Annotated in this window: 25 protein-coding genes; 9 read left to right on the forward strand and 16 right to left on the reverse strand. The window is 73.2% G+C overall.

The genetic code is table 11. From position 1 onward, the window contains the following. Both EAH89_RS26965 and EAH89_RS26970 read right to left on the reverse strand, forming a co-directional pair. Positions 1-1,186: MFS transporter (locus EAH89_RS26965; RefSeq protein ID WP_140886796.1), on the reverse strand; the 1,186-nt coding region annotated here is incomplete at its 3' end. 8 nt (positions 1,187-1,194) lie between these two features. After that, positions 1,195-2,514 carry a tetratricopeptide repeat protein gene (locus tag EAH89_RS26970; RefSeq protein ID WP_140886797.1) on the reverse strand — a complete coding sequence of 440 codons (1,320 nt, stop codon included), beginning with the start codon at positions 2,512-2,514 and terminating at the stop codon, positions 1,195-1,197. A gap of 174 nt (positions 2,515-2,688) precedes the next feature. Here EAH89_RS26970 and EAH89_RS26975 point away from each other — a divergent pair, with 174 nt between their 5' ends. The 4 genes from EAH89_RS26975 to EAH89_RS26990 all read left to right on the forward strand — a co-directional run bounded on the left by EAH89_RS26975 (position 2,689) and on the right by EAH89_RS26990 (position 4,555). After that, on the forward strand, positions 2,689-3,504 hold the full coding sequence (locus EAH89_RS26975; RefSeq protein ID WP_140886798.1) for an AraC family transcriptional regulator: 816 nt from the start codon (positions 2,689-2,691) through the stop codon (positions 3,502-3,504). A 72-nt stretch (positions 3,505-3,576) separates the two neighbouring features. After that, entirely contained in the window at positions 3,577-3,816 is a 240-nt protein-coding gene (locus tag EAH89_RS26980) for an aldehyde dehydrogenase family protein (protein ID WP_140886799.1), read from the forward strand. Positions 3,817-3,832: 16 nt separating this feature from the next. Continuing rightward, the gene (locus EAH89_RS26985) at positions 3,833-4,246 is read left to right on the forward strand and encodes a cupin domain-containing protein (RefSeq protein ID WP_140886800.1); all 414 of its coding nucleotides are present in this window, start codon (positions 3,833-3,835) and stop codon (positions 4,244-4,246) included. A gap of 9 nt (positions 4,247-4,255) precedes the next feature. Continuing rightward, a complete protein-coding gene (locus tag EAH89_RS26990) occupies positions 4,256-4,555 on the forward strand; it encodes an antibiotic biosynthesis monooxygenase family protein (protein ID WP_140886801.1) in 300 nt (99 codons plus the stop codon). A gap of 45 nt (positions 4,556-4,600) precedes the next feature. Here EAH89_RS26990 and EAH89_RS26995 read toward each other — a convergent pair whose 3' ends face one another. After that, positions 4,601-5,581: a Bug family tripartite tricarboxylate transporter substrate binding protein gene (locus EAH89_RS26995; protein WP_140886802.1), complete on the reverse strand. Its 981-nt coding sequence runs from the start codon at positions 5,579-5,581 to the stop codon at positions 4,601-4,603. Between the two features lie 296 nt (positions 5,582-5,877). Between EAH89_RS26995 and EAH89_RS27000 the strand changes: the two genes are divergently transcribed. Next, a complete protein-coding gene (locus EAH89_RS27000; RefSeq protein ID WP_140886803.1) occupies positions 5,878-6,933 on the forward strand; it encodes an Ldh family oxidoreductase in 1,056 nt (351 codons plus the stop codon). A 19-nt stretch (positions 6,934-6,952) separates the two neighbouring features. Here EAH89_RS27000 and EAH89_RS27005 read toward each other — a convergent pair whose 3' ends face one another. From EAH89_RS27005 to EAH89_RS27025, 5 genes are all read right to left on the reverse strand, one after another. After that, positions 6,953-7,621: an aspartate/glutamate racemase family protein gene (locus tag EAH89_RS27005; protein ID WP_140886804.1), complete on the reverse strand. Its 669-nt coding sequence runs from the start codon at positions 7,619-7,621 to the stop codon at positions 6,953-6,955. Positions 7,622-7,685: 64 nt separating this feature from the next. Beyond that, positions 7,686-8,318, reverse strand: a complete 633-nt coding sequence (gene otnC / locus EAH89_RS27010; protein ID WP_140886824.1) for a 3-oxo-tetronate 4-phosphate decarboxylase — start codon at positions 8,316-8,318, stop codon at positions 7,686-7,688. Between the two features lie 5 nt (positions 8,319-8,323). Beyond that, positions 8,324-9,577 carry a 3-oxo-tetronate kinase gene (gene otnK / locus EAH89_RS27015; RefSeq protein WP_140886805.1) on the reverse strand — a complete coding sequence of 418 codons (1,254 nt, stop codon included), beginning with the start codon at positions 9,575-9,577 and terminating at the stop codon, positions 8,324-8,326. 62 nt (positions 9,578-9,639) lie between these two features. Beyond that, positions 9,640-9,954, reverse strand: coding sequence for a tripartite tricarboxylate transporter substrate-binding protein (locus EAH89_RS32865; protein ID WP_241667236.1), 315 nt, complete (start codon positions 9,952-9,954; stop codon positions 9,640-9,642). 392 nt (positions 9,955-10,346) lie between these two features. After that, a complete protein-coding gene (locus EAH89_RS27025) occupies positions 10,347-11,426 on the reverse strand; it encodes an isocitrate/isopropylmalate dehydrogenase family protein (RefSeq protein ID WP_140886807.1) in 1,080 nt (359 codons plus the stop codon). 398 nt (positions 11,427-11,824) lie between these two features. Here EAH89_RS27025 and EAH89_RS27030 point away from each other — a divergent pair, with 398 nt between their 5' ends. Then, complete coding sequence (locus EAH89_RS27030; RefSeq protein ID WP_140886808.1) at positions 11,825-12,742, forward strand: GntR family transcriptional regulator; 918 nt, start codon at positions 11,825-11,827, stop codon at positions 12,740-12,742. Between the two features lie 79 nt (positions 12,743-12,821). On the opposite strand, the gene EAH89_RS27035 is transcribed toward EAH89_RS27030, so the two are convergent. Further along, on the reverse strand, positions 12,822-13,037 hold the full coding sequence (locus EAH89_RS27035) for a hypothetical protein (protein WP_140886809.1): 216 nt from the start codon (positions 13,035-13,037) through the stop codon (positions 12,822-12,824). Between the two features lie 230 nt (positions 13,038-13,267). Continuing rightward, positions 13,268-14,668, reverse strand: coding sequence for an MFS transporter (locus EAH89_RS27040; protein WP_140886810.1), 1,401 nt, complete (start codon positions 14,666-14,668; stop codon positions 13,268-13,270). A 374-nt stretch (positions 14,669-15,042) separates the two neighbouring features. Between EAH89_RS27040 and EAH89_RS27045 the strand changes: the two genes are divergently transcribed. The 3 genes from EAH89_RS27045 to EAH89_RS27055 all read left to right on the forward strand — a co-directional run bounded on the left by EAH89_RS27045 (position 15,043) and on the right by EAH89_RS27055 (position 17,321). After that, the gene (locus EAH89_RS27045; RefSeq protein WP_140886811.1) at positions 15,043-15,315 is read left to right on the forward strand and encodes a hypothetical protein; all 273 of its coding nucleotides are present in this window, start codon (positions 15,043-15,045) and stop codon (positions 15,313-15,315) included. A gap of 127 nt (positions 15,316-15,442) precedes the next feature. Further along, a complete protein-coding gene (locus EAH89_RS27050; RefSeq protein WP_140886812.1) occupies positions 15,443-16,192 on the forward strand; it encodes an SDR family oxidoreductase in 750 nt (249 codons plus the stop codon). A gap of 118 nt (positions 16,193-16,310) precedes the next feature. Beyond that, on the forward strand, positions 16,311-17,321 hold the full coding sequence (locus tag EAH89_RS27055) for a dienelactone hydrolase family protein (RefSeq protein WP_206667693.1): 1,011 nt from the start codon (positions 16,311-16,313) through the stop codon (positions 17,319-17,321). Between the two features lie 55 nt (positions 17,322-17,376). Here the strand turns inward: EAH89_RS27055 and EAH89_RS27060 are convergent, their stop codons facing one another. The 6 genes from EAH89_RS27060 to EAH89_RS27085 all read right to left on the reverse strand — a co-directional run bounded on the left by EAH89_RS27060 (position 17,377) and on the right by EAH89_RS27085 (position 24,656). Continuing rightward, complete coding sequence (locus EAH89_RS27060; protein ID WP_140886813.1) at positions 17,377-18,345, reverse strand: Bug family tripartite tricarboxylate transporter substrate binding protein; 969 nt, start codon at positions 18,343-18,345, stop codon at positions 17,377-17,379. Positions 18,346-18,452: 107 nt separating this feature from the next. Further along, positions 18,453-19,427, reverse strand: a complete 975-nt coding sequence (locus EAH89_RS27065; protein ID WP_140886814.1) for a Bug family tripartite tricarboxylate transporter substrate binding protein — start codon at positions 19,425-19,427, stop codon at positions 18,453-18,455. A 39-nt stretch (positions 19,428-19,466) separates the two neighbouring features. After that, positions 19,467-20,312: a fumarylacetoacetate hydrolase family protein gene (locus EAH89_RS27070; RefSeq protein ID WP_140886815.1), complete on the reverse strand. Its 846-nt coding sequence runs from the start codon at positions 20,310-20,312 to the stop codon at positions 19,467-19,469. Between the two features lie 23 nt (positions 20,313-20,335). Further along, positions 20,336-20,737 (reverse strand): hypothetical protein, encoded by a 402-nt coding sequence (locus tag EAH89_RS27075; RefSeq protein WP_140886816.1) that lies wholly within the window; start codon positions 20,735-20,737, stop codon positions 20,336-20,338. Between the two features lie 11 nt (positions 20,738-20,748). Next, positions 20,749-22,566, reverse strand: a complete 1,818-nt coding sequence (locus EAH89_RS27080) for a hydantoinase B/oxoprolinase family protein (protein WP_206667694.1) — start codon at positions 22,564-22,566, stop codon at positions 20,749-20,751. Next, positions 22,566-24,656 (reverse strand): hydantoinase/oxoprolinase family protein, encoded by a 2,091-nt coding sequence (locus EAH89_RS27085; protein WP_140886817.1) that lies wholly within the window; start codon positions 24,654-24,656, stop codon positions 22,566-22,568. The genes EAH89_RS27080 and EAH89_RS27085 overlap by 1 nt, the downstream gene beginning before the upstream one ends. Positions 24,657-24,723 lie beyond the last annotated feature (67 nt).

Raw genomic sequence — 24,723 nt, forward strand, 5'->3', positions numbered from 1 at the left:
CCGCCCAGGCGAGCGCGCCGGCGGCGAGAAGGATCGGCAGGAAGGACAGGGACAGCACCGTGCTCCACCCGAAGGAGGAGAGCAGCCCGCCCGACAGGAAGGACCCGACGGCCATCGTGCCGAACACGGCGAAGTCGTTGAAGGACTGCACCCGCGCCTTCTCCGCGGGCCGGTGGCACTCCAGCACCATCGCCGAGGCGCCCACGAAGCCGAAGTTCCAGCCGACGCCGAGCAGCACCAGCGTCCCCCAGAAATGCGCGACGTCCACGCCCAGCAGCCCGACCACGGCCGAGGCGGCGGTCAGCGCCAACCCGACCGCCACCACGCGGGGCGCGCCGAAGCGGGCGATCAGCCGCCCGGTGAAGAAGCTGGGCGCGTACATCGCGATCACGTGCCACTGCAGGCCGAGATTCGCGTCCCCCTGCGACAAGCCGCACATCCGCATGGCCAGCGGCGCGGAGGTCATGAGGAAGTTCATGAGCAGGTAGGAGACCACGCCGCAGACCACGGCGGTGACGAAGCGCGGCCGGCGCACGATGGCGCCGAGCGGGCGCCCGCCCGCCGCCTCCGCCGCCGTCGGCCGCGGAAGCCGCACGCCGAGGAGGATGAGGGCGGAGACCGCGGCCACCGCCGCCTGGGCGACGTAGCTGGCCGCGAAGAGGTAGGGCGGCCACCGATCCATGGTGTGGGTCACGAGCTGCGGGCCGATGACCCCGGCGAAGACGCCGCCCGCCATCACCGCGGACAGGGCCCGCGCGCGCCGTGCCGGCGGCGCGCAGTCGGCGGCGGCGAAGCGGAAGGACAGCACCACGGCGGCGTAGGCCCCGCCGAGGAAGGTCGCCGCGCAGAACAGCGCGAAGGACCCCAGCACCACCGCCAGGGCCGCGAGAAGGCCGGCGAGCACGCCGCACCCGGTGCCGGCCAGGAAGGCGGCGCGGCGGCCGTGCCGCTGGGCGATCACCCCGGACGGCAGGGTGCAGGCCGCCATGCCCACCACGAAGATCGAGATGGGCAGGGTCGCCAGCGCGGGGCTGGGCGCGAGCGTGCTGCCGACGACCGCGCCCGTCGCGTAGACCACCGTCGAGTTCGCGCCCGCGAGCGCCTGCGCGACCGCGAGCCGCAGGACGTTGCTCCGCTCCCCGCCGGGGGCGGGCGGGGCGGCGATCGTTGTGCTGGCCTGGGGCATGGCCGCTCTCAGGCCGCCAGCAGGCCGTGCCAGGCCCGGTCGCGGGGCGAGGGCCGGCGGTGGAGGCGGCGGTCGAGCAGGGCGCCAGCCTTGGTGGACTCGCCGCTCCGCATCAGCGCGAGCAGCAGCATGTCCTCCACCAGCTCGCGCTGGGCGCCGCTGCCGCCGACGCGCACCACCTCGGGCGCGACCGGCTCCAGGAGGCGGGCGCACCCCGCGTAGTCCCCCTCCGCGAAGGCGAGGGCCGCGCGGCAGAGGGCGGGCACGACCGGCCCGGCCGGCAGCGTCCCGGCCTCGGCCAGGGCCGCCAGGGCGGACGCGCGCCGCTCCAGCCCCTCCCTGTCCCCCGTCGCCGCCGCGAGGAGGGCCATGTGCAGGTCGGCGAAGGCGAAGCCCGCCCCGGGGAAGGCCGGCGCCGCGTAGGCCGCCGCCGCCTGCCACAGCCCCTCCGGCACCGCATGGCCATAGGCCTGCAGCCGCCACAGGAAGGACGCGGTGTCGCTGACGACGTTGACCGCGTTGCCGGTCGAGGCGGAGGGCTGGACGTGCGCGCCGTAGAGGGCGAGCGCCCGCGCCGCGTCCCCGTGCTCCAGCGCGGCGAGCGCCGCGTGCCAGGCGATGTGGCCGTGCAGGATGCCGGACCGGGGATAGGTCGGCAGCCAGGCCTCGATCAGCCGGTCGGCCTCGTCGTTGGCGCCCCCCTCGTGCATCGCGTGCGAGAGGGCGTGGGCCGCGTTGGCGTTGTGCGGGCGCAGGTCGAAGCCGCGCTGCGTGAGGTCGCGGCCAAGGGCCACGTTGCCGTTCTCCGCGTGCGACCAGCCGCGGTAGGTCAGGAACCACCAGTCGTCCGCGGCGAAGTGGCCCGCGTGGCGCTCGCAGAGGTCGACGCGCGCCTGGTCGTGGTCCGCCCGGCCGGAGAAGGCGAGCAACCCGAAGGCGCCCAGCGGCAGGGAGAGGATGACGACGTCCCGCGGCCAGGCGTCGGCGTGGGCGGAAACCCGGTCGATGGCCTCCGCGGTCCGCCCGTTGAGGACGAGGGAGAGGATTTCGACGTGGTTCCGCTCCCGCTCCGTGCCGCGGCGGGCCACGGCCTCGAGGGCCGTCGCGATCCGGGCCTTGGCGGCGGCGGGCTCCGACCGCATGGCGTGCAGGCGCGCGCGCGCCGCGTGGGCGAGCGCGAAGCCCGGATCGGCCGCGATCGCCCCCTCCAGCGCCTCGGCCGCGCCCGGCCAGGTCGAGAGCATCAGGTCGACGCCCTCGCGGTAGCGCTCGGCCGCGAGGTCGGAGGCGGTCGAGATCGGCAGGCCGCGGCTGTCGGTGCGAGCCATGGCGGGTTCCTCATCCTGGACTCAAGGCGGGCGTCGATGCCCGGCAACGCGCCGTCGCCCCCCGGCCAAGGAAGCCGGCCCGGGCGCCGTCGCCCAGGAACTACCCGATCCGGTGCTGTCCGTATCTCTTCGAGATGACAATTCATATAGAGTATCGGACAAAGGAGAGGTCCCATGCCCTGGGAGACGATGGCGGCCCCGCCCGGCCTGGCGGCCCCCCGGCCGATGACGGTCCGGGCCCAGTCCATCCCCGCGCGCCACGAGTTCCCGGAGCACGCCCACCGCTGGCACCAGGTGGTCTACGCCATCTCCGGGGTGCTCACGGTCGCCGTGGACGGGCATTCCTTCGTGATCTCCCCGGAGCAGGCGGTCTGGCTGCCGGCCGGCCTGCCGCACCGGGTCGGGTCCCTGCTCGGCGCGGAGTTCCGCAGCCTCTGGATCGCCGAGGAGGCCGGCGAGGGGCTGCCGGGAAGCCCGACCGTGTTCAGCGTCCCGGCGCTGCTCCAGGCCCTGATCGTCGAGGCCGCCGGCCTTGAGGGGGCGGAGGACCCGGATGGCTACGCGGGCCGCGTCACCCAGCTCATCCTCGACCAGCTCCGGCGCGCGAAATCCCTGCCAGGTGCGCTCCCCTGGCCGCGCGGCGGACCCGCGCTGGCGGTGTGCGAGGCCCTCTACGCCGACCCGGCCGACCAGCGCGGGCCGGAGGCCTGGGGGCGGGCGCTGGGAATGTCCGGCCGCACGCTCGCCCGGCGCTTCGAGGCGGAGCTGGGCATGGGCCTGCGCGCCTGGCGGCGGCGCCTGCGGCTGTTCCGGGCGATCGAGATGCTCGGCGGCGGCCTCGGGGTGACGCAGGCCGCGATGGCGCTCGGCTACGGCTCGACCTCGGCCTTCATCCACGCGTTCCGCACCGACATGGGGTGCGGCCCGCAGGCCTACCGGCGCGGCCGCGGCGCCCCCGCGGCCCGGCGGGCCGGGGACGCCCCGCCTTGATCCGCGCCCTGGGGCCGGCACGGGCCGTCCCCCAAGACTCCCGGCTGTCGGGACGACCTCCCGGAGGAGGTGATGGACCTCGCCCGCGCGATGGACGCAACGCTCCTCGGGCCCATCGCGCCCCGCGACGCGGGGGCGGTCTTCGTCAACGCGCTCGTTGCCTCCGACCCGCGGATTCCGTTCGGCGGGATCGAGAAGTCGGGCTATGGCCGCGACCGGAGCGCCCTGGGCCTGCGCGCGTTCATGAACACCAAGACCGTGTGGATCGGGGCGGCCGAACCGGCGGCGTCGCCCCGCAAGGCCCTGGACTGACAGAGAGGAAGAGACGATGACCACCGAGAACCCCAAGGGCGTGGTGCTCTACCCCGACCGGATGAAGGCCTACGAGCGGGGCGGCGGCGCCCGGACCATCCCCCTGGTCGGCCCCGCGATCGGCGCGCGGAGCTTCCTCAACGGCATGACGATCTTCGGCCCGGGCGCCGCCATCCCGCTCCACACCCACAACTGCGAGGAGAGCGTGCTCCTGCTGGAGGGCAGCGCCATCGCCGAGATCGACGGCGAGCGGCACGAGATCAAGGCCGGCGACATTTCCTGGATCCCCGAGGGCGTCCCGCACCGCTTCATCAACGCCTCCAACACCGAGGGCATGAAGATCCTGTGGACCTACGCCCGGGTGGACGCCACGCGCACCCTCGTCGAGACCGGCGAGACCCGCCCGGTCCTCGCCGAGCACAAGGACTGAAGGGGGCCGATGTTCCTCGAGATCGCGCAGATCGAGGTGACGCCGGGGAGCGAGCCCGCGTTCGAGGAGGGGGTGGCCAAGGCCGGCCCCCTCTTCCGGCGGGCCCGGGGATGCCGGGGGATGGAGCTGCAGCGCTCCGTCGAGTTCCCCTCGCGCTACCGCCTGCTCGTCACCTGGGAAACCGTCGAGAACCACACGGTCGACTTCCGCGGCTCGGCCGACTTCCAGGAGTGGCGCCGCCTCGTGGGCGACTTCTTCGCCGCGCCGCCCGCCGTCGAGCACACGCGTCAGGTCCTGAAGGCCTTCTGAGGCGCGCGCTCCCCAGGCCAGGCCGGCGCGCGCTGGACGGCCGGCCTACTCCCCAGGACGCAGGTTGTTCCGTCGAACGATGGCCCCCCAGCGCTCCGACTCCGACCGGATGAGGTCGCGAAAGCCCTCCGGGCTCCGGACGTCCGGCACCGCCCCTTCCGATGCCAGGCGCTCCGTCATCTCCGGCGTGACGATCGCCTCGTTCACGGCGGCCGAGAGGCGCGCGAGGATCGGCGCGGGCGTCCGGACCGGGGCGATCAGCCCGTACCACTGCATCGCCTCGAAGCCCGGGTAGAACTCGGCGATGGCGGGCACGTCCGGCAGCTGGGCGATCCGCCGCGGGGCCGAGACCGCCAGGGCGTCGAGGCGCTTCTCCTTGATGAGCGGCAGCATGCTCGGCGTGCCGGACATGGCCGCCTTGATGCTGCCGGACAGGAGCAGCGGCGTCAGCGCGCCCGAGCCGCGGAACGGCACGTGGACGAGCTGCACGCCCGCCGCCTCGGCGAAGGCCACCATGCCGATATGCGTGTTCGATCCCGCCCCCGCCGACCCGTACTCGATGCCCCCCGGCTCCGCCTTCGCCTTCGCCACGAAGCTCGCGAGGTCGGGCGTGCCGGCGGAGGGCGGGGCGACGAGCACCATCGGCACCTGCGCGATGAGCCCGACCGGCGCGAAGTCGCGCAGCGGATCGTACTTCAGCCGGGGGTAGAGGAACGGGTTCACCGCCAGCGTCCCGAGCTGGCCCATGGTCAGGGTGTAGCCGTCAGGCGCGGCGATGGCCCCCGCCTCGGTGGCGATCGAGCCGCCCGCGCCCCCGCGGTTGTCCACGACGACGGACACCCCGAAGGTCTTCTGCAACTGGGCCGCGATCACGCGGCTGATGATGTCCGTCGCGCCGCCGGCCGCGGCCGGGCAGAGGATGGTGATCGTGCGGCGCGGCCAGCCATCCTGGGCCAGCGCCGGGCGCGCCAGCGGGGCCGCGGCAAGCCCGGCGAGCACGCCGCGGCGGGAGGGAAGAAAGGGCACGGACGTCCTTCTGGTTTATTTACGCTAATTTGTGCGATCAACGCGCCCACCGCAACAGCGGCGTCGCTTGCCTGGCCAAGTCCCCGAGAACCGAACGAACCGTCCTCACCACGGGACAAGCGCCTCGCCACGACGCCCGTCCGCCCCTCGCCTGGAGGGACCGGCCGCGCCGCGCACCCCGCACGGGTGTACGTTTTTGCCACGCCATGCAGTTTGGGCGAGACTGGGCACGCCAAGGGAACCCGGCCCCGCCGGAGTTTACGGCAGCACGGCACGCAGGGGTGGAGGAGAATTCCATGGACGGCACGACCACGATCGATCCCCAGCGCCTCCGGGCCTTCGCCGCCGCCGTCTACGCCGGCGCGGGCCTGCCGCCGGCGGACGCGGAGCTGGTCGCGGACACGCTCGTCCAGGCCGACCTCTGGGGCCACCAGTCGCACGGCGTGCTGCGCCTCGGCTGGTACCTCGAGCGCCTTCGCCGGGGGTCGATGCAGGCCGTGACCCGCCCGGTCACCCTCGTGGACGCCGGCGGCATCGCGGTCATCGACGGCCAGGACGGCGTCGGCCAGGTGCTGACGGCCGCGGCCATGGGGGAGGCGGTGCGGCGCGCCAAGGCGCACGGGCTCTCGGCCGTCGCGGTGCGCAACTCCAACCACTTCGGCACCTGCATGTACTACACGCTGATGGGCGCCCGGGCGGGCTGCCTGACCTTCCTGACGACCAACGGCGGCCCCGCCATGGCGCCCTGGGGCGGGCGGCGGAAGATCGTCGGCACCAACCCCTGGTCCTTCGCCGCGCCCGCCGGGCGGCACGCGCCGATGGTCTCGGACATGGCGAACACCGGCGTCGCCCGTGGCAAGATCTACCTCGCGCGGAACCGGCGCGAGGCGATCCCGGAGGGCTGGGCGATCGACGCCGAGGGCAACCCGACCACCGACCCGCAGGCGGCGATCGACGGCATCATCCTGCCCATGGCCGGCCACAAGGGCTACGCGATCGCGACCCTGGTGGACATGATGTCGGGCGTGCTGACCGGCAGCGCCTTCCTCTCCGGCGTCCACGGCCCCTACGACTTCGACCATCGCAGCGGCGCCGGCCACTTCATCATCGCGGTCGACATCGCGGCGATGCAGCCGATGGCGGAGTTCGGCGCCCGCATGGAGGCCTTCATCGCCGAGCTGAAGTCCGTGCCGCTCGCTAAGGGCCACGACGAGGTCTTCTACCCCGGCGAGATCGAGGCCCGGAACGACGAGCGGAACCGCCGCGAGGGGCTGCGCCTGCCCGAGGACACGCGGGCCGACCTCGCGCGCATCGCCGCCGAGACCGGCCTCGCCGACCGGCTGCCCTTCTGACACGGCGCGGCCCTCGCCCTCAGCGTCCCGGGAAGCGGCGGCGCAGCGCCGCCACGGCCGCGCCGGGGGCGGCGAGGACGAGCTTGCCCGGCATCGCCGCCTGGGCGGCGCCGAGCGCGCGGCTCGTCGAGAAATGCGCGAGCATGATCGCGTCGCAGCGCGCCAGGCGCGGCACCGCCTCGGCGACGAGGCGGTCATGCGCGGCCGCATCGCCCGCCTTCAGCGCCTCGATGGCCCCCTCGGCGAGCACCGTCTCCAGCCGCGCGGCCGAACGCCCCCCGGCGGCCTGCCGGAACTCCTCCTCCATGCCCGCCACGGCGGGGCCGAAGGTGGCGAGCATCCCGATGCGCTCCCCCGCGCCCAGCGCCTCCTCGAACATCGCCTCGTTCGGCTTCAGCACGGGAAAGGGGGAGAGGGCGCGCGCCGCCGCCTCGATGGCCGGCCCGAAGGCGGAGCAGGTGAAGAGGATGCCCTCGGCCCCCGCCCCGGCCATGTAGCGCGCCAGCGCGCCGATGCGGCCCGCGATCGCCGGCGTGAGCGCGCCGGCCTCGCTGAGGTCCGACGGCAGGCTGTCGTCGAAGAGATTCGCCAGCCGCGCCTCCGGCCAGCCCTGCGCGAAGGCGGCGTGCACCGGCGGGATCGCCGCGGCCACCGCGTGGATCAAGGCAATGCGCGGTCCGCCGCTCATGCCGCGGTGCCCCGTGCCCGGAGGGTGGAACCGCCCGCGGCGGGCGGCGCGGCAAGGGCGCCGCTCATCCGAACGCGTCCAGCAGGTCGTCCACCTGCGCGGGCGTGAGCGCGCGGGCGGGCTGGCCGCGGAGGAGGAGGGCGAGGCGCGCGGCCTCCTCCAGTTCCTCGGCGGCGTAGACGGCGTCGTCCAGCGTCCGGCCCGACACGACCGGCCCGTGGTTGGCGAGCAGCACGGCGCGGGCGCCCCTCGAGGCCTCGTGGATCTCGCCCTCCATCGCCGCGTCGCCGGGGCGGTAATAGCGGATGACGGGAAGGCGCCGCCCGATGCGCATGACGAAGTAGGGCGTCAGCGGCGGGATGGGCGCGTCCTCGCCCGGCGCGGCGAGGCAGGCGATGGCCGTCGCGTGGGGGGAGTGAAGATGGACCACGGCGCCCGCGTCCGGCCGCGCGTCCAGCACGGCGCGGTGCAGGAAGACCTCCTTGGAGGGCTTGTCGCCGGACACGTGGCGCCACTCGCGGTCGAGCTTGCTGAGGCGCCCCGCCTCGAGCCGCCCGAGACAGGAATTGGTCGGCGTCATCAGGTAGCCGTCTGGCAGGCGGACGGCGATGTTGCCGGCGCTGCCCACGGAGTAGCCGCGCCCGAAGAGCAGCCGGCCGTGGGCGCAGATCGCCTCGCGCAGCGCCGCCTCGTCCATCGTCGTCACGTCCTTCCAAACGCCTTGGCGAAAAAATCGGGCGCGCCGAAGTTGCCGGACTTCAGCGCCAGGTGCAGCCCGCCCGAGGGGCCCTCCGCGTGGGTCCAGGGCACGCCCGGGTCGATCTCCGCCCCGATCCGCAGGGCGCGCAGGCCGAGGCGCGAGACCACCGCGCCCGAGGTCTCGCCGCCTGCGACGACGAGCTGCCCCACGCCGCGCGCGACCAGCCCCTCGGCGACCGCGGCCAGCGCCTCCTCGACCAGCGCCCCCGCGGCGTCGCGCCCGATCCGCGCCTGCAGGGCCGCGACCTTCCCGGGCGGGGCGGAGGCGGCGATGACGATCGGCGCGCCCAGCCGCCCCTCTGCCCAGTCCAGCGCCCGGCGGGCCAGGGCCGCGGCATCGGGCGTCTCCAGCGGGTCGAGCTCCAGCACCGGAAGCGCGGTGCGGGCGGCGGCGACCTGGCCGAGGGTGGCGGGCGAGCAGGATCCGGCGAGCACCGCCCCCAGCCCCCGCCGCGCCGGCAGCGCCGCCGCGTCGCGCGGGGGCAGCCGGCCCCGGCGGCGGAAGTTCCCCGGCAGGCCCATGGCCACGCCCGAGCCGCCGGTCACCAGCGGGTGCTCCGCCGCGGCCTCGCCGATCGCCATCAGGTCCGCCTCCGTCACGGCGTCGACGATGGCGTAGCGGTGCCCCCCGGCGGCCAGCGCCGCCATGGCGTCCCGGATGGCCGCGGCCCCGCGCCCGACTACGGGAAGATTCACGAGGCCGACGCGCCCGGCCGTCTGCCGCCCGAGCACGCGGACCAGGTTCGCGTCGCGCATGGGCGTGAGCGGATGGTCCTTCATCCCGCTCTCGCTCAGCAGCGCGTCGCCGACGAAGAGGTGGCCGCGGTAGACGCTGCGGCCGTTGGCGGGAAAGGCCGGGCAGGCGAGCGCGAAGGGCGCGCCGAGGCGCTCGAGCAGGGCGTCGGCGACGGGCCCGATGTTCCCCTCATCCGTGCTGTCGAAGGTCGAGCAGTACTTGAAGAAGAACCGCGCGCAGCCCGCCGCCCGCAGCGCGTCGAGGGCGGCCAGGCTGTCGCGCACCGCGTCGCGCGCTGGGTTGGTCCGCGACTTCAGCGCGACGACCACCGCGTCCGCCTCCGGCAAGGGGCCGTCGGGCACGCCGATCACCTGCACGGCCGACATGCCGCCCCGCACCAGCGTGCTCGCGAGGTCGGTCGCCCCCGTGAAGTCGTCCGCCACGCAACCAAGCAGCGGCATCAGTCCAGCCTCGCCCCGGAGGCGCGCACCACGGGCTCCCAGGTGCGCATCTCGGCCCCCCACTACGCCGCGAAGGCCGCGGGGCCGGAGCCGACGGGCTCCACGCCCAGCTCCACCAGGCGCCGCCGGCACTTCGGGTCCGCCACCACGCGCGCCGTCTCGGCGGCCAGCCGCTCGACGACGGGCGCCGGCGTGCGCGCGGGCGCGAAGAGCCCGTACCAGTTCTGCGTCGCGTAGCCCGGCACGCCGGCTTCCGAGACGGTCGGCACCTCCGGCAGGAGGGCGACGCGCTCCGGCGAGGTGACGGCGAGAGCGCGGATCGAGCCGTCGCGCAGCTGCGGCAGCATGACCGGCAGCGCGTCGACGACGAAGTCCACCTGTTGCGCCAGCAGGGCGCTCAGGGCCGGCCCGCCGCCGCGGAAGGGAATGTGGATCGCGGTTCTCGACGACGACGGGCTGCCCCAGGCCCGGCGTCATGCACTGGCCGAGGATGCGGCCGACGATGTCGGCCCCGCCGCCGGGCGCGTAGGGGACGATCATCCGCACGGGGCGGTTCGGCCAGGAGGGAGCCTGCGCCACGGCCGGCGCCGCCAGCGCGGCCGCGCCCGCCATGCCGGCGAGAAGCGCGGGCATCCAGCGCCGCCGCGCAAGGGGGCCGACCAGATCCGTCTTTGGCATGGATCGCTTCCTCCGTTCCTGATCTTCAGCGGCGGGCGGGGCCCGCTCGACGGTCGCGCCGCCCGGGTGGAGCGGCGCGACCGGCCGGGCCTCAGCCCTTCGCGGCGCGGACCGCCTCGCCGACCTTCTCGCCGAACTCGGCGCAGCCCATCGTGCCGCCGAGGTCGCGCGTGCGCGACGCGGGGTCGGCGAGGACCACGTCCACCGCCGCGGTGATCGCGTCGCCCGCCCGGCGCGCCGCCGGGTTGCTCTTGTTGTCGCCGATCCACTGCAGGAGCATGGCGCAGGAGAGGATCATCGAGGTGGGGTTGGCGATGTCCTTGCCCGCGATGGTCGGCGCCGAGCCGTGCTGGGCCTGGGCGCAGCAATGCGTGTCGCTCGCGTTCATCGACCCCGCGAGGCCGAGGCTGCCCGAGAGCTCGCTCGCGAGGTCGGAGAGGATGTCGCCGAGGAAGTTCGTCGCGCAGATCACGTCGAAGCGCTCGGGCTCCTTCACGATGTGCGCGGTGGAGGCGTCGATCAGCAGATCGTCCAGCTCGACCTCCGGGAAATCCTTGTGGACGTGCCGGACGCATTCGAGGAACAGGCCATCCGTCATGTGGAAGGAGTTCGCCTTATGCACGGCGGTCACCTTCTTCCGGCGCGCCATGGCCCACTCGAAGGAGCGACGCGCGATGCGCTCGGAGGCGTGGCGCGTGATCTTGCGGAAGGAGAGCGCCATGTCGGGGCTCGGCATCATCTCGCCCCAGCCGCGCGTCATGTTGCGGTCGGGATAGAAGCCCTCGGTCGACTCCCGCATGATCACGAGGTCCATCGTGCGGCCCTCGCGCATGTTCGTTGGCAGGAAGGGGCGCGTGCGCGCGGGGCGGACGTTGGCGTAGAGGTCGAGCCCGATGCGGAAGCCGCGGGAGATGTTCAGCCCGCCCTTCTCCGGCGCCGGGTAGTCCGCGTGGGACTGCGTGCCGAGGATGATGCCGTCGTAGTCCTTCGACCTCTCCAGCACCTCCGGGCGAAGCGTGGTGCCGTGCTTGTGGAGGCTGGGGAAACCGACGTCGTCATAGTCGTAGCTCAGGTTGAGCCCGAACGCGTCGCTGGCGGCATCCAGGGCCGGCCGCGAGGCCGCGATGATCTCGGGGCCGATACCGTCGGCCGGCAGAACGTAAAGCCGCATGCTGGTTGTCTCCCATCTCGCTTCGCCGCGGCACCCCTACTCGCGGCAAAAGTATCTTTCAATCACTTTGTGCAATCTAACCGATCGGCGTTGCCTCGTGGGTGGGGCGGCCGTCGCCCGCACCCTTGGCGTTTCGACGGTGGCTTTTCGCACCGGTACCGCGGGTCATTGCTATCTCCAGGGTATCCCGCCCTTCACCGTGGCGGGGCACGCCGCTTCACCGGGCATCCGGTTCCCTGCATCCCATCGAAGATGAACCGGCCCGGTTCCCGGCATTGCATCGATCATCATCGATGCACAATTCCGGAATGGGCTTGATGCCGGTTTGTGCTACCCTGCAACCGAGCGTGCTAGGAACCCGGCCAGCCGCTTGGCCGGCTGCTTCGGCGAGGAGCGAGATGGCGGACGGGACAGAGAGCGCGGGCCGGCACGGCCTCCCCAGCCGCCTGGCGGGCGAGATCCTGGCCTGGGCCCGCCGCGAAGGGCTGGAGCCCGGCGCCCACCTGACCGAGGGCCGGCTGGCGGAGGTCTTCCAGGTCTCCCGGACCCCCATCCGCCTGGCCCTGCAGGTCCTCGAGGGCGAGGGCACCGTCGAGCGGCAGCGGAACCGCGGCTTCTTCCTGCGCGCGGTCCCCGAGCCCTCCGCCGCGGTGACCAAGACGGCGGACGAGGATCCCCTCTACTTCCGCATCGCCGACGACTACCTCTCGGGGGAGATCGGCCCACGCGTGGCTGAGAGCGAGCTACTCCGCCGCTACGGCGTGCCGCGCTCCCAGTTGATGCGCCTGCTCGCGCGCATGGCGCGGGAGGGCTGGATCGAGCGGCGGCGCGGGCAGGGCTGGGAGTTCCAGCCCATGCTGACCTCCCCCGAGGCCTACAGCCAGGGCTACCGCTTTCGCCTCTTGATCGAGCCGGCGGCCTTGCTGGAGCCAGGCTACCGCCTGGATCCGCTGGTCGCGCTGCGGCTCCGGGCGGAGCAGAAGGCCATGCTGGCGGGCGGCTGGCACAGCTTCTCCTCCGCGGAGACGCACCGGATCGGCGCCGAGTTCCACGAGGGCATCGTGGGCGGTTCCGGCAACCCCTTCCTCATCGAAGCCTTGCGCCGCGTGAACCGCATGCGACGGCTGATCGAGTACCGGGCCCATGTCGACCGCAGCCGCCTCGTCCGGATCTCCGAGGAGCACCTGCGCATCCTCGACCTGATCGAAGCCGGCGCCATGGAGGAGGCCTCGGCCTTCCTCCGGGTGCACCTGCAGGGATCGCGACTGGCCAAGGACGTGCTCGGGCTGCATGCCAGGGTGCAGAAGGCGGGCTGACGGGCACCTGGCTTCCCCTCTCGCGGGGCTGGCGAGCCGAGGCCCCGGCCGCGCCCCAACTCGGAAGCGCTCGTGAAACCTACGCCGGACCGCCGACGTCGTTGTCGTTCAGCGCCAGGTGTCGCGGAGACGGCCCGGCCTCCGTCGCGAGCATGGCGAGGACGGCCACGGCCACGGTCCTGAACGTGCCCAGGGGAGATCCCCAGCCGTCGAGGACCATGACGCCGCGGGCGGTGTGGAACACCTGCCACTCAAAACGGGCATCAACGCCGCCGGCTGCCTCTTTGCGGTTCATGCTCATGCCTCACGACCGCGTCTTGCGGCCGGGACCAGTATGCGACGAGCCGTATTGACGACGTCTTAACCAGCGGCGCGCCGATCCCGAGGGCAGAGGGCACCGCTTCCTCCCTCCAGAACGCGCCCTACAAGCGCGCCCATCGGCATCGAACCCCTCCCCGGCACCCGGTCATCACCGCCCAACCAGCGGACGCCCTCGGCCGCGCACGCATCCCGCGCTGCCCGCGATCAACGAGGACCCTGGCGGTCCCTCCCATCCCCGGACCGGGAGTTCGGTGATGTCTCCCTGGCAAGGGCCGACGAGCGCCGGGCCTGGGGATGGGCGACCTGCTTCGCGACCAGGGCGGCCGCGGCGATCAGCCCGGGCACGGCCACGATGGTGAAGATCTGGCTAAACTCGAGCTGCCGTCGGGCAAGCTCGGCCACGAGGAACGAGCCGGCGATCCCGCCGAAGCGGCCCAGGCCCAGCATCCAGCCCACGCCGGTCGCCCGCCCGGCGGTCGGGTAGAAGGCCGCCGCGAGCGCCGGCAGGGAGGATTGCGCGGTGTTCATGACGGTGCCGGCGACCAGCACCACCACCACCAGCAGCCCGACCGAGCCGGTCACCTGGCCGATGGCCCAGATCGCCAGCGCGGTGAGCGCGAAGCCCACGGCGATGATCAGGTTGCCGTTGAAGCGGTCCATCAGGAACCCGAAGAACACCGCGCCGACGCCGCCGAGCGGAAAGAACGCGGCGATCAGCGCGGCCGTCCCCGGCGACAGGCCGGCATCGCGGAACAGCAGCGGCATCCAGTTGATGAGGGCGTAGAAGATCACCAGCCCCATGAAGTAGGCGACCCAGAGGCTGAGCGATCCCGCCAGGTACCCGCGGGACAGCACCAGCGCCGCTCCGCTCTTCCCCTCCCCGGCGGACGCCTTCTCCGTGAGCACGAAGGACGAGACCTGCCGCGCGGCGGGCGAGATGCGCTGCAGCACGGCACGCACGCGCTCGACCGGCTGCCCCTTGGCAACCATGTAGCGCACGGATTCCGGCAGCAGCAGAAGCAGGAGCGCGGTCAGCAGCAGCGGCGTGACGCCGCCGAGGAGGAGGACGCTGCGCCACCCGAAGTTGGGGATCATCCAGGCCGCCAGGAAGCCACCGAAGGCGGCCCCTAGCGGGAAGCCGCAGAACATGGCGTTGGTCAGGGTGGCGCGCCGATGCTCCGGGCAGAACTCGCTCATCAGGGTCACGGCGTTGGGCATGGCGGCGCCGAGGCCGAGGCCGGTGACGAAGCGCCAGGCGACAAGCTGCGTCAGGCTGCCCGAGAAGGCGGAGGCGAGGCAGGCCACGCCGAAGATCAGCACGGAGCCGACCAGCACCGCCTTCCGGCCGAAGCGGTCCGCCAGCGGCCCGGACGACAGGGCCCCGGCGGCGAGCCCAAACAGCGCCGCGCTGAGCACGGGCGCGAGCTCGGGCCGGGTGACGCCCCACTCGGCGATGAGGGAGGGCGCGATGTAGCCGATCGCCGAGGTGTCGAAGCCGTCGAGCAGCACGATGACGAAGCAGAGGGCGAAGATCACCCACTGGAAGGACGAGAAGGGATGCTCATCGAGAAAAGCCTGGACGTCGGTGCTGCGAGCCTCTGCCATGTCGATCCTTCCTGCATCGTCGGGGCGGCCCTCTCCGAAACCGGGCCCCTCGGGGACGGCAACCCGGCCCGCGGTCGTCGCGGCCACCGCCCTCGTCCCGGCCCATCCATCCAAGCGACGCCGCGAGCCGGCCAATCAACATTGGAGCAGCCGTCGGGGGCGCCCGCCCCAGGCGGGTGCGGCAGCGCCGCCGGACGGCCCGCAGCAGCCGGCGCAACGCCGCCCACCCCGCCCGCGCCCGCCGTCCCCGGCAGCCCGCGCCATGGAACGGCCAAACCGTGGCAAATGATCACGCCATGGGCGTCAGGCCGCCACGATCAGGGCCGATATCCCTCTCACCGGGCCCGCTGGTGCGGCCCGGAATGGAGAGTTCGGTGACAGACTTCGGTGCAGACATCGCGTCCTACGGCCGCTCTGGCGACCGCAAGCTGCTCGGCCTCGTCAGCCTGGTGTCCTCCCTCGCCGTCGGCATCGGCCTCTACGCCGCGGTCGGGCTGGCGCAGCCCACCGCCTGGCCGGCTCCCCAGGCGCGCGGCGCCTACACCGTCGACCATCGGACGGCCGGGATCGAGGGCGCCGACGGCCAGGGCGGCGCAGCCCGCCGGGTCGCCCCCGGCACGGCGGCAGCCTTCCACGGCGAGGGCTGACGCAGGGGGCGGGCCGTCGCCGCGCCCCGCCTTGCCCGGGCCGCCCGCGCGGCCGATGCTGGCCGAAGGGACGGGCTCCGGGCCGGGTGGCCGCAACGCTCCGCCCGGGAAGGGAAGGAAGCACGGCATGGCGCCCATCGCCGGACGGTTCCAAGCGCGCGCCGCGGTCGTGACCGGCGGCGCCTCCGGCATCGGCCTGGCCGTCGCCGCGCGCCTCGCGGCGGAGGGCGCGACGGTAAGCCTCTGGGACACGGACGCCGCGGCGCTGGACGCGGCGCGGGGCCGGGCAGGGGCGGCCGAGACGGCGGTGGTGGACGTGACCGACGCCGACGCGGTCGGGCGCGCCATGGAAGCGACCGCCGCCGCGCTCGGCGGCCTCGACATCCTCGTCACCTCCGCCGGCATCACGGGCCCGAACGCGACGGTGCGCGACTACCCGGTCGCGGCCTGGCGGCAGGTGCTGGACGTCAACCTCACCGGCACCTTCCTCTGCGCCCGCGCGGCCATCCCCTTCATGGAGCGCGGGGGCTACGGGCGCATCGTCCCGATCGCCTCCGTCGCGGGCAAGGAGGGCAACCCCAACGCCGCGGCCTACTCCGCCTCCAAGGCGGGCGTGATCGGCTTGACGAAGTCGCTGGGCAAGGAGCTCGCCGCCACCGGCATCCGGGTCAACTGCGTCACCCCCTCGGCGGTGCGCACGCCGATCTTCGCGCAGATGAGCGACGCCCACGTCGCCTACATGCTCTCCAAGATTCCGATCGGCCGCTTCGGGGAGGTCGAGGAGGTGGCCGCGCTCGTGTGCTGGCTGGCGAGCGAGGAGCCGAGCTTCTCCACCGGCGCGGTCTTCGACCTCTCGGGAGGGCGGGCGACCTACTGAGCCGGCCCGGGCGGCGCGCGTCCCCGCTCGGTTGACGCCCACCCGCCGGGGTGGCCGACTGTCCCGCAACGCCGCCGGCCGCCTCCACGGGCACGGCGCAGGAGGAGACAGCACGACGATGCCCCGCCGCACCGCATCCAGGCGCCTGGTGACCCTGTTGGCCGCGATCCTGGTAACGGCGAGCCCCGCCCTCGCCCAGCCCGCCCCCGCCCAGCCCGCACCGGGTGACCTGCCCGGCCGCATCGAGGCCCTGCCGCTGCGCAGCAGCACGCCGTCCGGCACGGCCTTCCTGCGCGGCGTCCCGGGCGACGACGCCGCCCTGGCCGGCGAGCTGCGCCTGCCGCCCGGTCCGGCGACGGCGCGCGTGCCGGCCGTGGTCCTCGTCCACGGCTCCGGCGGGATCAGTGGCTCCACCGATCTCTGGGCGCGCCAGCTGAACGAGGCCGGGATCGCCGCCTTCATTCTCGACAGCTTCGCCGGCCGCGGCATCACGAGCACGGTCACGGACCAGGACCTGCTGAACTCGCTGGCCATGATGGTGGACGCCTACCGCGCCCTGGACCGGCTGGCCGCGCACCCGCGGATCCGCGCCGACCGGATCGCCGTCATGGGCTTCTCCAAGGGCGCCGTCGCGGCCGTCTACTCGGCCAGCACGCGCTTCCGCGGCCTCTACGGCAGCCCGCAGAACCGCTTCGCCGCCCATGTCGGCCTCTACACCCCGTGCAACGTCCGCTACCAGGGCGACGCGCAGGTCGCGGCCGTGCCGATCCGCCTGCACCACGGCGTGGTGGACGATTACGTGCCGATCGCCCCGTGCCGCGACCTCGTGGAGCGCCTGCGCGCCGCCGGCGCCGACGCCACGCTGACCGCATACCCCAACGGCCAGCACAGCTTCGACAACCCGACATCGCCCGCCCTGGTGTCCGTGCCCAACGCGCAGAGCACCCGCAACTGCCGCATGGAGGAGGGCGCGGACGGCGTCATCAACCTCGCCGGCACGAACGAGCCCTTCGTCCAGAAGAGCTCGGCCTGCGTCGCCATCGGCGCCCACACGGGCTACGACCCCGCCGACGCCGCCTCGGTCCGCGCCAACGTGCGGGCCTTCCTGAAGGACGTCCTCTTCCGCTGAGCGCCCGGCGGCGCGCCCGGCGCCGCCGCCGATGCCCCGCCTCGCGCCGCGCGCGTCAATCGAGCCTGAACTGACCCTCGCGGACGACCTGCCCCCATTTCGCGATCTCCGCCGCGAGCGTCGCCTGGAACTCGGCCGGTGTGGATCCGACGGGCTCGCTGCCCTCCGCCGCGAGGCGCGCGGCCATGTCGGGACCGGAGAGGCTGCGGCGCATCTCCCCGCTCCACCGCGCCAGGACCGCCTCCGGCAGCCCGGCCGGCGCCACCAGGCCCGTCCAGTTCATCGCCTCGAAGCCGGGGAAGCCCTGCTCGGCCACCGTCGGCACGTCCGGGAAGGCGCGGGCACGCGCCGCCGATGTCACGGCGATGGCCCGGACGTCGCCGGACTCCAGCACGCCCTTCACCGAGAGCGGATTGGCCGAGTACACGTCGAGCCGCCCGGCCAGGAGGTCGGTGACGACGTTGCCGGCGCCCCGATAGGGAACCTGGAGGATCTGGACGCCCGCCTGCCGGTTCAGCACCTCGCCGGAGAGATGGCCGACCGTGCCGTTGCCCGGATGCCCCGCCGAAAGCTGACCCGGGCGCGCCCGCGCCGCCGCGATCAGGTCGGGCAGGTTCCGCACCGGGGACTGCTTCGCGACGACGATGATGTTGGGCTGCTGCGCAACTAGCCCGATCGGCGTGAAGTCGCGCAGCGCGTCGTAGGGCATGCTGCGGTAGAGGGCGGGGTTGATGGCCAGGTTCGCCGTCTGCCCCATGCCGATGGTGTAGCCGTCCGGCGCCGCCTTCGCGACGGCGTCGAGGCCGATGTTGCCGCCCGCGCCCGGGCGGTTCTCCACCACGACGGTCCAGCCGGCCGCGGCCGCCACCCGCGTGCCGATCTCGCGCGAGATCATGTCGGTGCCCCCGCCGGGCGGGAACGGCGCGATGAGGCGGATCGGCCGGTCGGGATAGCCCGCCTGCGCGCGCGCGATCCGCGGCGCGGCGAGCGCGCCGGCGGCGGCAAGGAGGGCTCGACGGTGCATCTCGGTCTCCTCCGCCCGGCCTCTTCCGGTGGGGCACCACGCTACAGCCACCGGCCCGCCCGCGCCACCGCGGCCCGGCGCCCAGCCCGGCCGGCCGGCCGGCACCCCTACTCCGGCTGGAAGTTGGCGCTCCGCAGGAGCTCCGCGTTGCGGGCCACGTCGGCCGCGATGAAGCGCTGGAAGTCGTCCGAGGCGGCGAAGACGGGCTCGAGGCCGAGCGCCGCGAACCGCTCCACCGTCGCCGGTTCGCGCATGATCTCGGCAAGGTGGCCGTTCAGCGTGGTGACGATCGGCGCTGGGATATTCTTTGGGGCCCAGAGCCCGTACCAGGAGGCGAACTCAAGCCCTGGCATCCCCGCCTCGGCGGAGGTCGGGATGGAGGGCGCCAGGGGACTACGATGTGCGGAGGTGATCGCGACACCCTTCACGCCGCCGCTCTGGACGAGAGGCAGGAGGGCGAGGACCGGGTCAATCATCAGCTGCACGTTGCCAGCTGCGACGTCCGTCAGGGCCGGTGCGGTGCCCCGATATGGCGCAATGACGAGATCGAGCCCGGCAAGCTTCAGGAAGAGGATCGTCGCGAGATGGCCAGCAGAGCCGAGCGCGGAGGCCCCAAACGCCCAGCGGTCCGGATTGCGGCGGGCCTCCACGACAATTTCGGTGATGTTCGACTGTGGCCGATTTGGCGAGAGAACAAGAAGGAGCGGGGCCGCGCCGATCTGTGCGACCGGTGCGAAGTCGGTCAGCGGGTCGTAGGGCGGACGCCGCAGCACCTGCCGCGCCATGACATGGGTGGAGGCGCTGAAGAGAAGCGTGTAGCCGTCCGGCGCCGCCGCCTGCACCGCCTGCCCCCCGATGGTGCCGCTGCCGCCCGCCCGGTTCTCGACCACCACGGGCACGCCGATCCGCTCGGACAGGCGCTGCGCGACGGTGCGGCCGACGGCGTCCACGCCGCCGCCCGGCGCGAAGGGAACGATGATCCGCACGGGGCGGCCGGGGTAGGGCGCCGGCTGGGCCCGTCCCTCCCGGCCCGCGACCAGGCCGGCCGCGGCGACGCCGCCGACGAGTGCCCTTCTGAGCATCCTACCCTCCCCGTTTCTTGCTTGCTCGCGGCGCGCCCGTCAGGCCGCCTCGTCGGCGATCCCGTTCCGCAGCAACCCGATGCCGGTGATCTCGACCTCGACGCTGTCGCCGGGCTTCAGCCAGAGCGGAGGCTGCCGCTTCGCGCCGACGCCGCCGGGCGTGCCCGTCGCGATCACGTCGCCGGGGTTCAGCGGCGTGAAGGAGGAGCAGTACTCGATGATCCGCGGCACGTCGAAGATCATGTGGTCGAGCGTCGTGTCCTGGACGACCTGCCCGTTGACGCGCGTCGTCAGGCGCAGCGGATCGAGATCCGTCACCTCGTCGGCCGTGACGAGGAAGGGACCGAAGGCCCCGGTCTGCGGGAAGTTCTTCCCGGGCGTGAACTGGTGGGTGTGGCGCTGCCAGTCGCGGACGGAGCCGTCGTTGTAGCAGGAATACCCCGCGACGTGCTCCATCGCCCGGTCGCGCGCGATGTAGCGCCCGCCCTTGCCGATGACCACGGCAAGCTCGCCCTCGAAGTCGAAGTCGGTGGAGACGCGCGGGCGCAGCAGCGGCTGGCCGTGCGCGGCCTGGCTGTCGGCGAAGCGCGTGAAGATCGTCGGGTTCTCGACGACGTCGCGCCCCGTCTCGCGCCGGTGCGTCTCGTAGTTGAGGCCGACGCAGAGGATCTTGCCGGGGTTGGGGATAACGGGCAGCAGCGTCGTGCCCTCCAGCGGCACCCGCTCGCCGGAGCCCTCGCAGAGGCGGGCGAATTCGGCGACCGCGTCGGCCTCGATCACCGCCCTCAGGTCCGCGTAGGGGGAGGACGGGGCGACGAGGATGGCGTCGCCCTGGACCAGGCCGCAGGCGGGGCGGCCCTGATGGAGAAAGGTGACGAGGCGCATGGCATGTCCTTCCGGTTGCGCGTTCAGGTGCAGATCAGGCCGCCGGGCGGCGATCCCGTCGGCTCGAAGGATTCGAGCGTCGCGGTGAGGTCGGCAAGGAAGCGGTCGAGCGACGCGGCGTCCAGGCCCGCCGCCGGCAGCCGCAGCAGCCAGGGGCGGAAGGCCGGAGCGCGGATCTCCGTCGCCTCGCGCTCGGCCTCCCGCGCGTCGAGCAGGGCGACGAGGGGCGCGATTCCTTCCGCCGCGTAGCGGCCGCGCATGTAGTCGAGGATGTCCGCCTCCATGTCCGCGGGGCTCATCGCGGGGATGAGGAAGTGGCCCATGCAGGTGCAGCCGGCCGGGTGCAGCGGCCGCGAGGTGACCGCGCGCCAGAGGGCGGCCAGGCGCGACACCCTCTCCACCAGTTCCGTCGACGCCTCGGTCACGGCCGCTCCCCTCAGCCCGGGCTGACCTCGAGCTGCGGGCCGGCCTCGTCGGCCGCCCCCGCCGGGCCCGGGGCTGCGATGTCGGTCCGCGCGCGGAGGGCCCGCGTCGCCGCCTCGTCCACCCCGCCCGCCGCGTCCAGCACGACGCGGTAGGTGGAGAGCGCGACGGCCCGCGACACATAGCCCTGCCGCACGTCCCGGGCGACGCGGGCGGGATCGCGCGCGACCGGCACGCCGAAGCCGCCGCCGCCGCCCGAGCGCATCATGTAGGCGTCGCCGGCCTTCAGGCGCACGTTGAAGACCTTCGCGTTGGCGAAGTCCGTCTCCCAGGTCCCGTTCCGGCGAAGGCCGATGCCGTTGCCGGCCGCGTCCTGCCCGCCGTCCAGCCCCCAGGGCTTGCAGTGCACGCGGTCGATGCGCGTCGTGAGCTGGAAGGGTGCGAGGGCCTGCACCACCTGCTCGCAGCCCAGCCCGCCGCGGAAGCGCCCGGCGCCGCCGCTGTCCTCGCGCAGCGCGTAGCGCTCGACGAGGACGGGGTACTTCGCCTCAAGCTGTTCGGTCGGCGAGTTGTGCGTGTCGCCGTCGTTGATGCAGACGGTCGCGGAAACCCCATCCTCCGTCGCCTTCGCGCCCCATCCCCCGCCGAGCGGGCCGATGCCGACGATGTAGAACTTGCCGTCGGCCGGGTTGATGCCGTGGATGTTGGGGAAGACGAGATCGGCGTGGTGGCCGGAGGCCACCCGGTCCGGGATGGCCTTCGCCATCGCCTTGAAGATCGTGTCGATGACCGTCATCGGGTAGGTCATCCAGACCCGCATCGGCGCCGGCCGCTCGGCCGAGACGACCGTGCCCATGGGCATGATCACCTTGAGGTTCCGGAAGGAGCCCTCGTTCACGGGGTAGTCGGTCGGCGTGGCCAGGCACTTGAAGGCGACCTGCGCGCAGGCGATGCCGGTGGTCACGCCGGAGTTGTAGAAGCCGCGGACCTGCTTCGCGACGTCCGACAGGTCGATCGTCACCTCCTCGCCGCGCTTCTCCACGCGCACGCGGATCGGCACGGGCTCGCCCACCTCCAGCCCGTCGTCGTCCATGAAGCTCTCCGCCTCGTAGACCCCGTCCGGGATGTTCCGCGTGTTGGCCCGGGCGAGCGCCTCGGACTGGTCCATGATGACGTCGATCGCGCCCCGCACCGCGCCCCAGCCGTAGCGGGTGACGAGCTCGAGGTAGCGCCGCTCGCCCGTGGTGATCGCGACGATCTGGGCGCGCAGGTCCCCCATCGCCTTCTCGGAGAGGCGGACGTTCATCGCGATGATGTCGATGAGGTCCTGGTTCACCTCGCCGCGCCGGCGATACTTCACGATGGGGATCTGGATCCCCTCGGAGAAGATGTCGGTCGTCACCGTGCCGAGCGTGCCGCCCACGTCCAGCCAGTGCGCCATGCAGCAGGTGAAGCCGATCAGCTCGCCCCCATAGAAGATCGGCATGGTGAAGGTGAAGTGGTTGAGGTGGCTTCCCGTGGTGTAGGCGTCGTTGGTCACGAGGATGTCGCCCTCGTGGATGTTCTCGTAGCCGAAGTGCCGGATCTTCGCCTTCACCGTCTCCGACATGCCCCGGATGAACATCGGCAGGCCGAGCCCGATCGAGACCGTGTCGCCCTCCTTCGTGAAGAGCCCGACGGTGAAGTCCAGCGCCTCGTAGATGATGAGGTTGTAGGCCGTTCTCATCAGGTTCGTCTTCATCTCCTCCGTCACGGCGATGAGGCCGCGGCGGACGATCTCGACGGTGACGGCGTCCACCTTCGCGGGGGTGGGGGTGGCCATTTCGTTCATCACGCGGCGCTCCCGATGGCGATGAGGAGGTTGCCCGCCGCGTCCACCTCGAGGGCGTCGCCGGGCTGTAGGACAGTGGTCGAGGCGTGCTCCTCGATCAGGGCGGGGCCGGCGATGCGGTTCCCCGCCTTCAGGCGGTCGCGGGCGTAGACGGGCGTGTCCATGAGGCCGCCGAAATAGGCCCTCTTGCGCCGCACCAGCGCCCCCGCCTCGGGCTCGGGCCCGCCGGCCGGGACGGAGTGGCGCGGCGGCTTGCGCATGACGCCGGAGACGGTGGCGCGGAGCGAGACGAGCTCCGCCGGCTCGCCCGGGGCGCTCGTGCCGTAGCGGACCTCGTGCTGGGCGTCGAAGTGGCGCTTGATCGCTTCGCGGTCGCCGCGCTCGAAGAGCTCCCGCGGCAGCTCCACGGTCACCGCGTGCTCCTGGCCGACGTAGCGCATGTCGGCGGCGCGCTCGATCTCGATCCGCTCGGGGCGCACCGCGGAGCCCTCGATGGCCGCCCGGCCCTCGTCCTCCATCCCCGCGTAGAGCGCCTCGATCTCCGCGAAATCGGCGGTCGCGAGGCGGCGGAAGCAGGAGCGGACGTAGTCGTAGCGCAGGTCGGAGAAGAGCATCCCGTAGGCCGAGAAGTAGCCAGGCGCGTAGGGGATCATCACCCGGCGGATCCCGATCTCCCGCGCGATGGCCGAGGCGTGCAGCGGCCCCGCGCCGCCGTAGACCGCCATGACGAAGCCGCCGACGTCGAGGCCCCGCTCGGTCGTCACCGCCTTCACGGCGTAGGACATGGTGGTGACGGCGATGCGGAGGATGCCGTCGGCCGCGGCCAGGACGTCCATTCCGAGTGGCCCCGCAATCCTCTCCCGCATCGCCCGCTCGGCGCCCGCGAGGTCGAGCGCCATGGTGCCGCCCAGGAAGTGCTCCGGGTCGAGCCGGCCGAGGAGGAGGTTGGCGTCGGTCACCGTCGGCTCGGTGCCGCCGCGGCCGTAGCAGACCGGCCCGGGCGACGAGCCCGCGCTCTGCGGCCCGACGCGCAGCGCGTTGCCCTGCTCCAGCCGCGCGATGGAGCCGCCGCCCGTGCCGACCTCGAAGATGTCGGTCATCGGGATCTGGATCGGCAGCGCCTGGTCGTAGCCGCCGAGAAGGGCGGAGCCGGTCGTCAGCGGCTTGCCGCCGTGGATCACGCCGGCCTTGGCCGTGGTGCCGCCCATGTCGAAGGCGATGGCATCCTTCAGGCCCAGGCCCTCGCAGATCGCCTGGGTGCCGATCACCCCGGCGGCGGGACCGGACTCCAGCATCCGCACGCAATCGCGCCGCGCGTGCTCCACGGGGAAGAGGCCGCCGGTGGACTGGACGACGAAGAAGGCGCCGCCGAAGTCGTGCGCGGCCAGGTGGTCCGTGAGCTCGCCGAGATAGGTGGCCACCCGCGGGCCGACATAGGCGTTGGCGGCCACCGTCGAGACCCGCTCGAACTCGCGGTACTCCTGGCTCAGCTCGTGGGAGGCGGTCACGAAGGCGCCGGGCAGCTCCTCGCCCACGATCTGCTTCACGCGCACCTCGTGCGCGGGGTTGCGGTAGGAGTGGAGAAGCAGGATCGCGACCGCCTCCACCTTCCCCGGCTCCAGGGACCGCAGGACGGAGCGGAGGTTTTCCTCGTCGAGCGGCTTGTGCACCGCGCCGCTCGCCAGCAGCCGCTCATGCACCTCGAAGCGGGAGGCGCGGTCCACGAGGGGGACGTGTTTCTTGAAAAAGAGGTTGTAGGCGTCCGGCCGGTTCACGCGGCCGATCTCGTAGATGTCGCGGAACCCCTCGGTGACGAGGAGGATCGTCCTGGCCCCCGTTCGCTCGAGCAGCGTGTTGATGGCGATGGTGGAGCCGTGCAGGAACAGGTGCGCGTCGGCGAAGGAGGCGCCGGCGATGTCGACCGTGTCCTGGATGCCGTCCACGAGCTTGCCGTGGGTGGTGAGCGCCTTGCCGAAGCTCAGCTCGCCCGCCGCCTCATCGAAGGCGGCGAGGTCGGTGAAGGTGCCACCGATGTCGACCGCGATGCGGAGCCGGGGGCGCCCGCCCGCGGGGGGATTGTCGAGGGGCATGAGCGGCGCGTCCTCCTTGGCTCTTGATTGTTCTTCGGAATGCGAAGATAAATCCGCATGTCGCGCT

It is taken from the genome of Muricoccus nepalensis (assembly GCF_006438825.1).
Taxonomy (GTDB): Bacteria; Pseudomonadota; Alphaproteobacteria; order Acetobacterales; family Acetobacteraceae; genus Roseomonas; species Roseomonas nepalensis.

Coding starts and splice junctions, on each gene's coding strand:
- EAH89_RS26980 (WP_140886799.1), top strand. CDS start 3,577: ATGGACCTCGCCCGCGCGATGGACGCAACGCTCCTCGGGCCCATCGCG.
- EAH89_RS27055 (WP_206667693.1), top strand. CDS start 16,311: ATGCCCCGCCGCACCGCATCCAGGCGCCTGGTGACCCTGTTGGCCGCG.
- EAH89_RS26970 (WP_140886797.1), bottom strand. CDS start 2,514: ATGGCTCGCACCGACAGCCGCGGCCTGCCGATCTCGACCGCCTCCGAC.
- otnC (WP_140886824.1), bottom strand. CDS start 8,318: ATGGACGAGGCGGCGCTGCGCGAGGCGATCTGCGCCCACGGCCGGCTG.
- EAH89_RS26985 (WP_140886800.1), top strand. CDS start 3,833: ATGACCACCGAGAACCCCAAGGGCGTGGTGCTCTACCCCGACCGGATG.
- EAH89_RS27065 (WP_140886814.1), bottom strand. CDS start 19,427: ATGCTCAGAAGGGCACTCGTCGGCGGCGTCGCCGCGGCCGGCCTGGTC.
- otnK (WP_140886805.1), bottom strand. CDS start 9,577: ATGCCGCTGCTTGGTTGCGTGGCGGACGACTTCACGGGGGCGACCGAC.
- EAH89_RS27085 (WP_140886817.1), bottom strand. CDS start 24,656: ATGCCCCTCGACAATCCCCCCGCGGGCGGGCGCCCCCGGCTCCGCATC.
- EAH89_RS27070 (WP_140886815.1), bottom strand. CDS start 20,312: ATGCGCCTCGTCACCTTTCTCCATCAGGGCCGCCCCGCCTGCGGCCTG.
- EAH89_RS27080 (WP_206667694.1), bottom strand. CDS start 22,566: ATGAACGAAATGGCCACCCCCACCCCCGCGAAGGTGGACGCCGTCACC.
- EAH89_RS26990 (WP_140886801.1), top strand. CDS start 4,256: ATGTTCCTCGAGATCGCGCAGATCGAGGTGACGCCGGGGAGCGAGCCC.
- EAH89_RS27000 (WP_140886803.1), top strand. CDS start 5,878: ATGGACGGCACGACCACGATCGATCCCCAGCGCCTCCGGGCCTTCGCC.
- EAH89_RS27025 (WP_140886807.1), bottom strand. CDS start 11,426: ATGCGGCTTTACGTTCTGCCGGCCGACGGTATCGGCCCCGAGATCATC.
- EAH89_RS27035 (WP_140886809.1), bottom strand. CDS start 13,037: ATGAACCGCAAAGAGGCAGCCGGCGGCGTTGATGCCCGTTTTGAGTGG.
- EAH89_RS26975 (WP_140886798.1), top strand. CDS start 2,689: ATGCCCTGGGAGACGATGGCGGCCCCGCCCGGCCTGGCGGCCCCCCGG.
- EAH89_RS27005 (WP_140886804.1), bottom strand. CDS start 7,621: ATGAGCGGCGGACCGCGCATTGCCTTGATCCACGCGGTGGCCGCGGCG.
- EAH89_RS27030 (WP_140886808.1), top strand. CDS start 11,825: ATGGCGGACGGGACAGAGAGCGCGGGCCGGCACGGCCTCCCCAGCCGC.
- EAH89_RS27040 (WP_140886810.1), bottom strand. CDS start 14,668: ATGGCAGAGGCTCGCAGCACCGACGTCCAGGCTTTTCTCGATGAGCAT.
- EAH89_RS27050 (WP_140886812.1), top strand. CDS start 15,443: ATGGCGCCCATCGCCGGACGGTTCCAAGCGCGCGCCGCGGTCGTGACC.
- EAH89_RS27060 (WP_140886813.1), bottom strand. CDS start 18,345: ATGCACCGTCGAGCCCTCCTTGCCGCCGCCGGCGCGCTCGCCGCGCCG.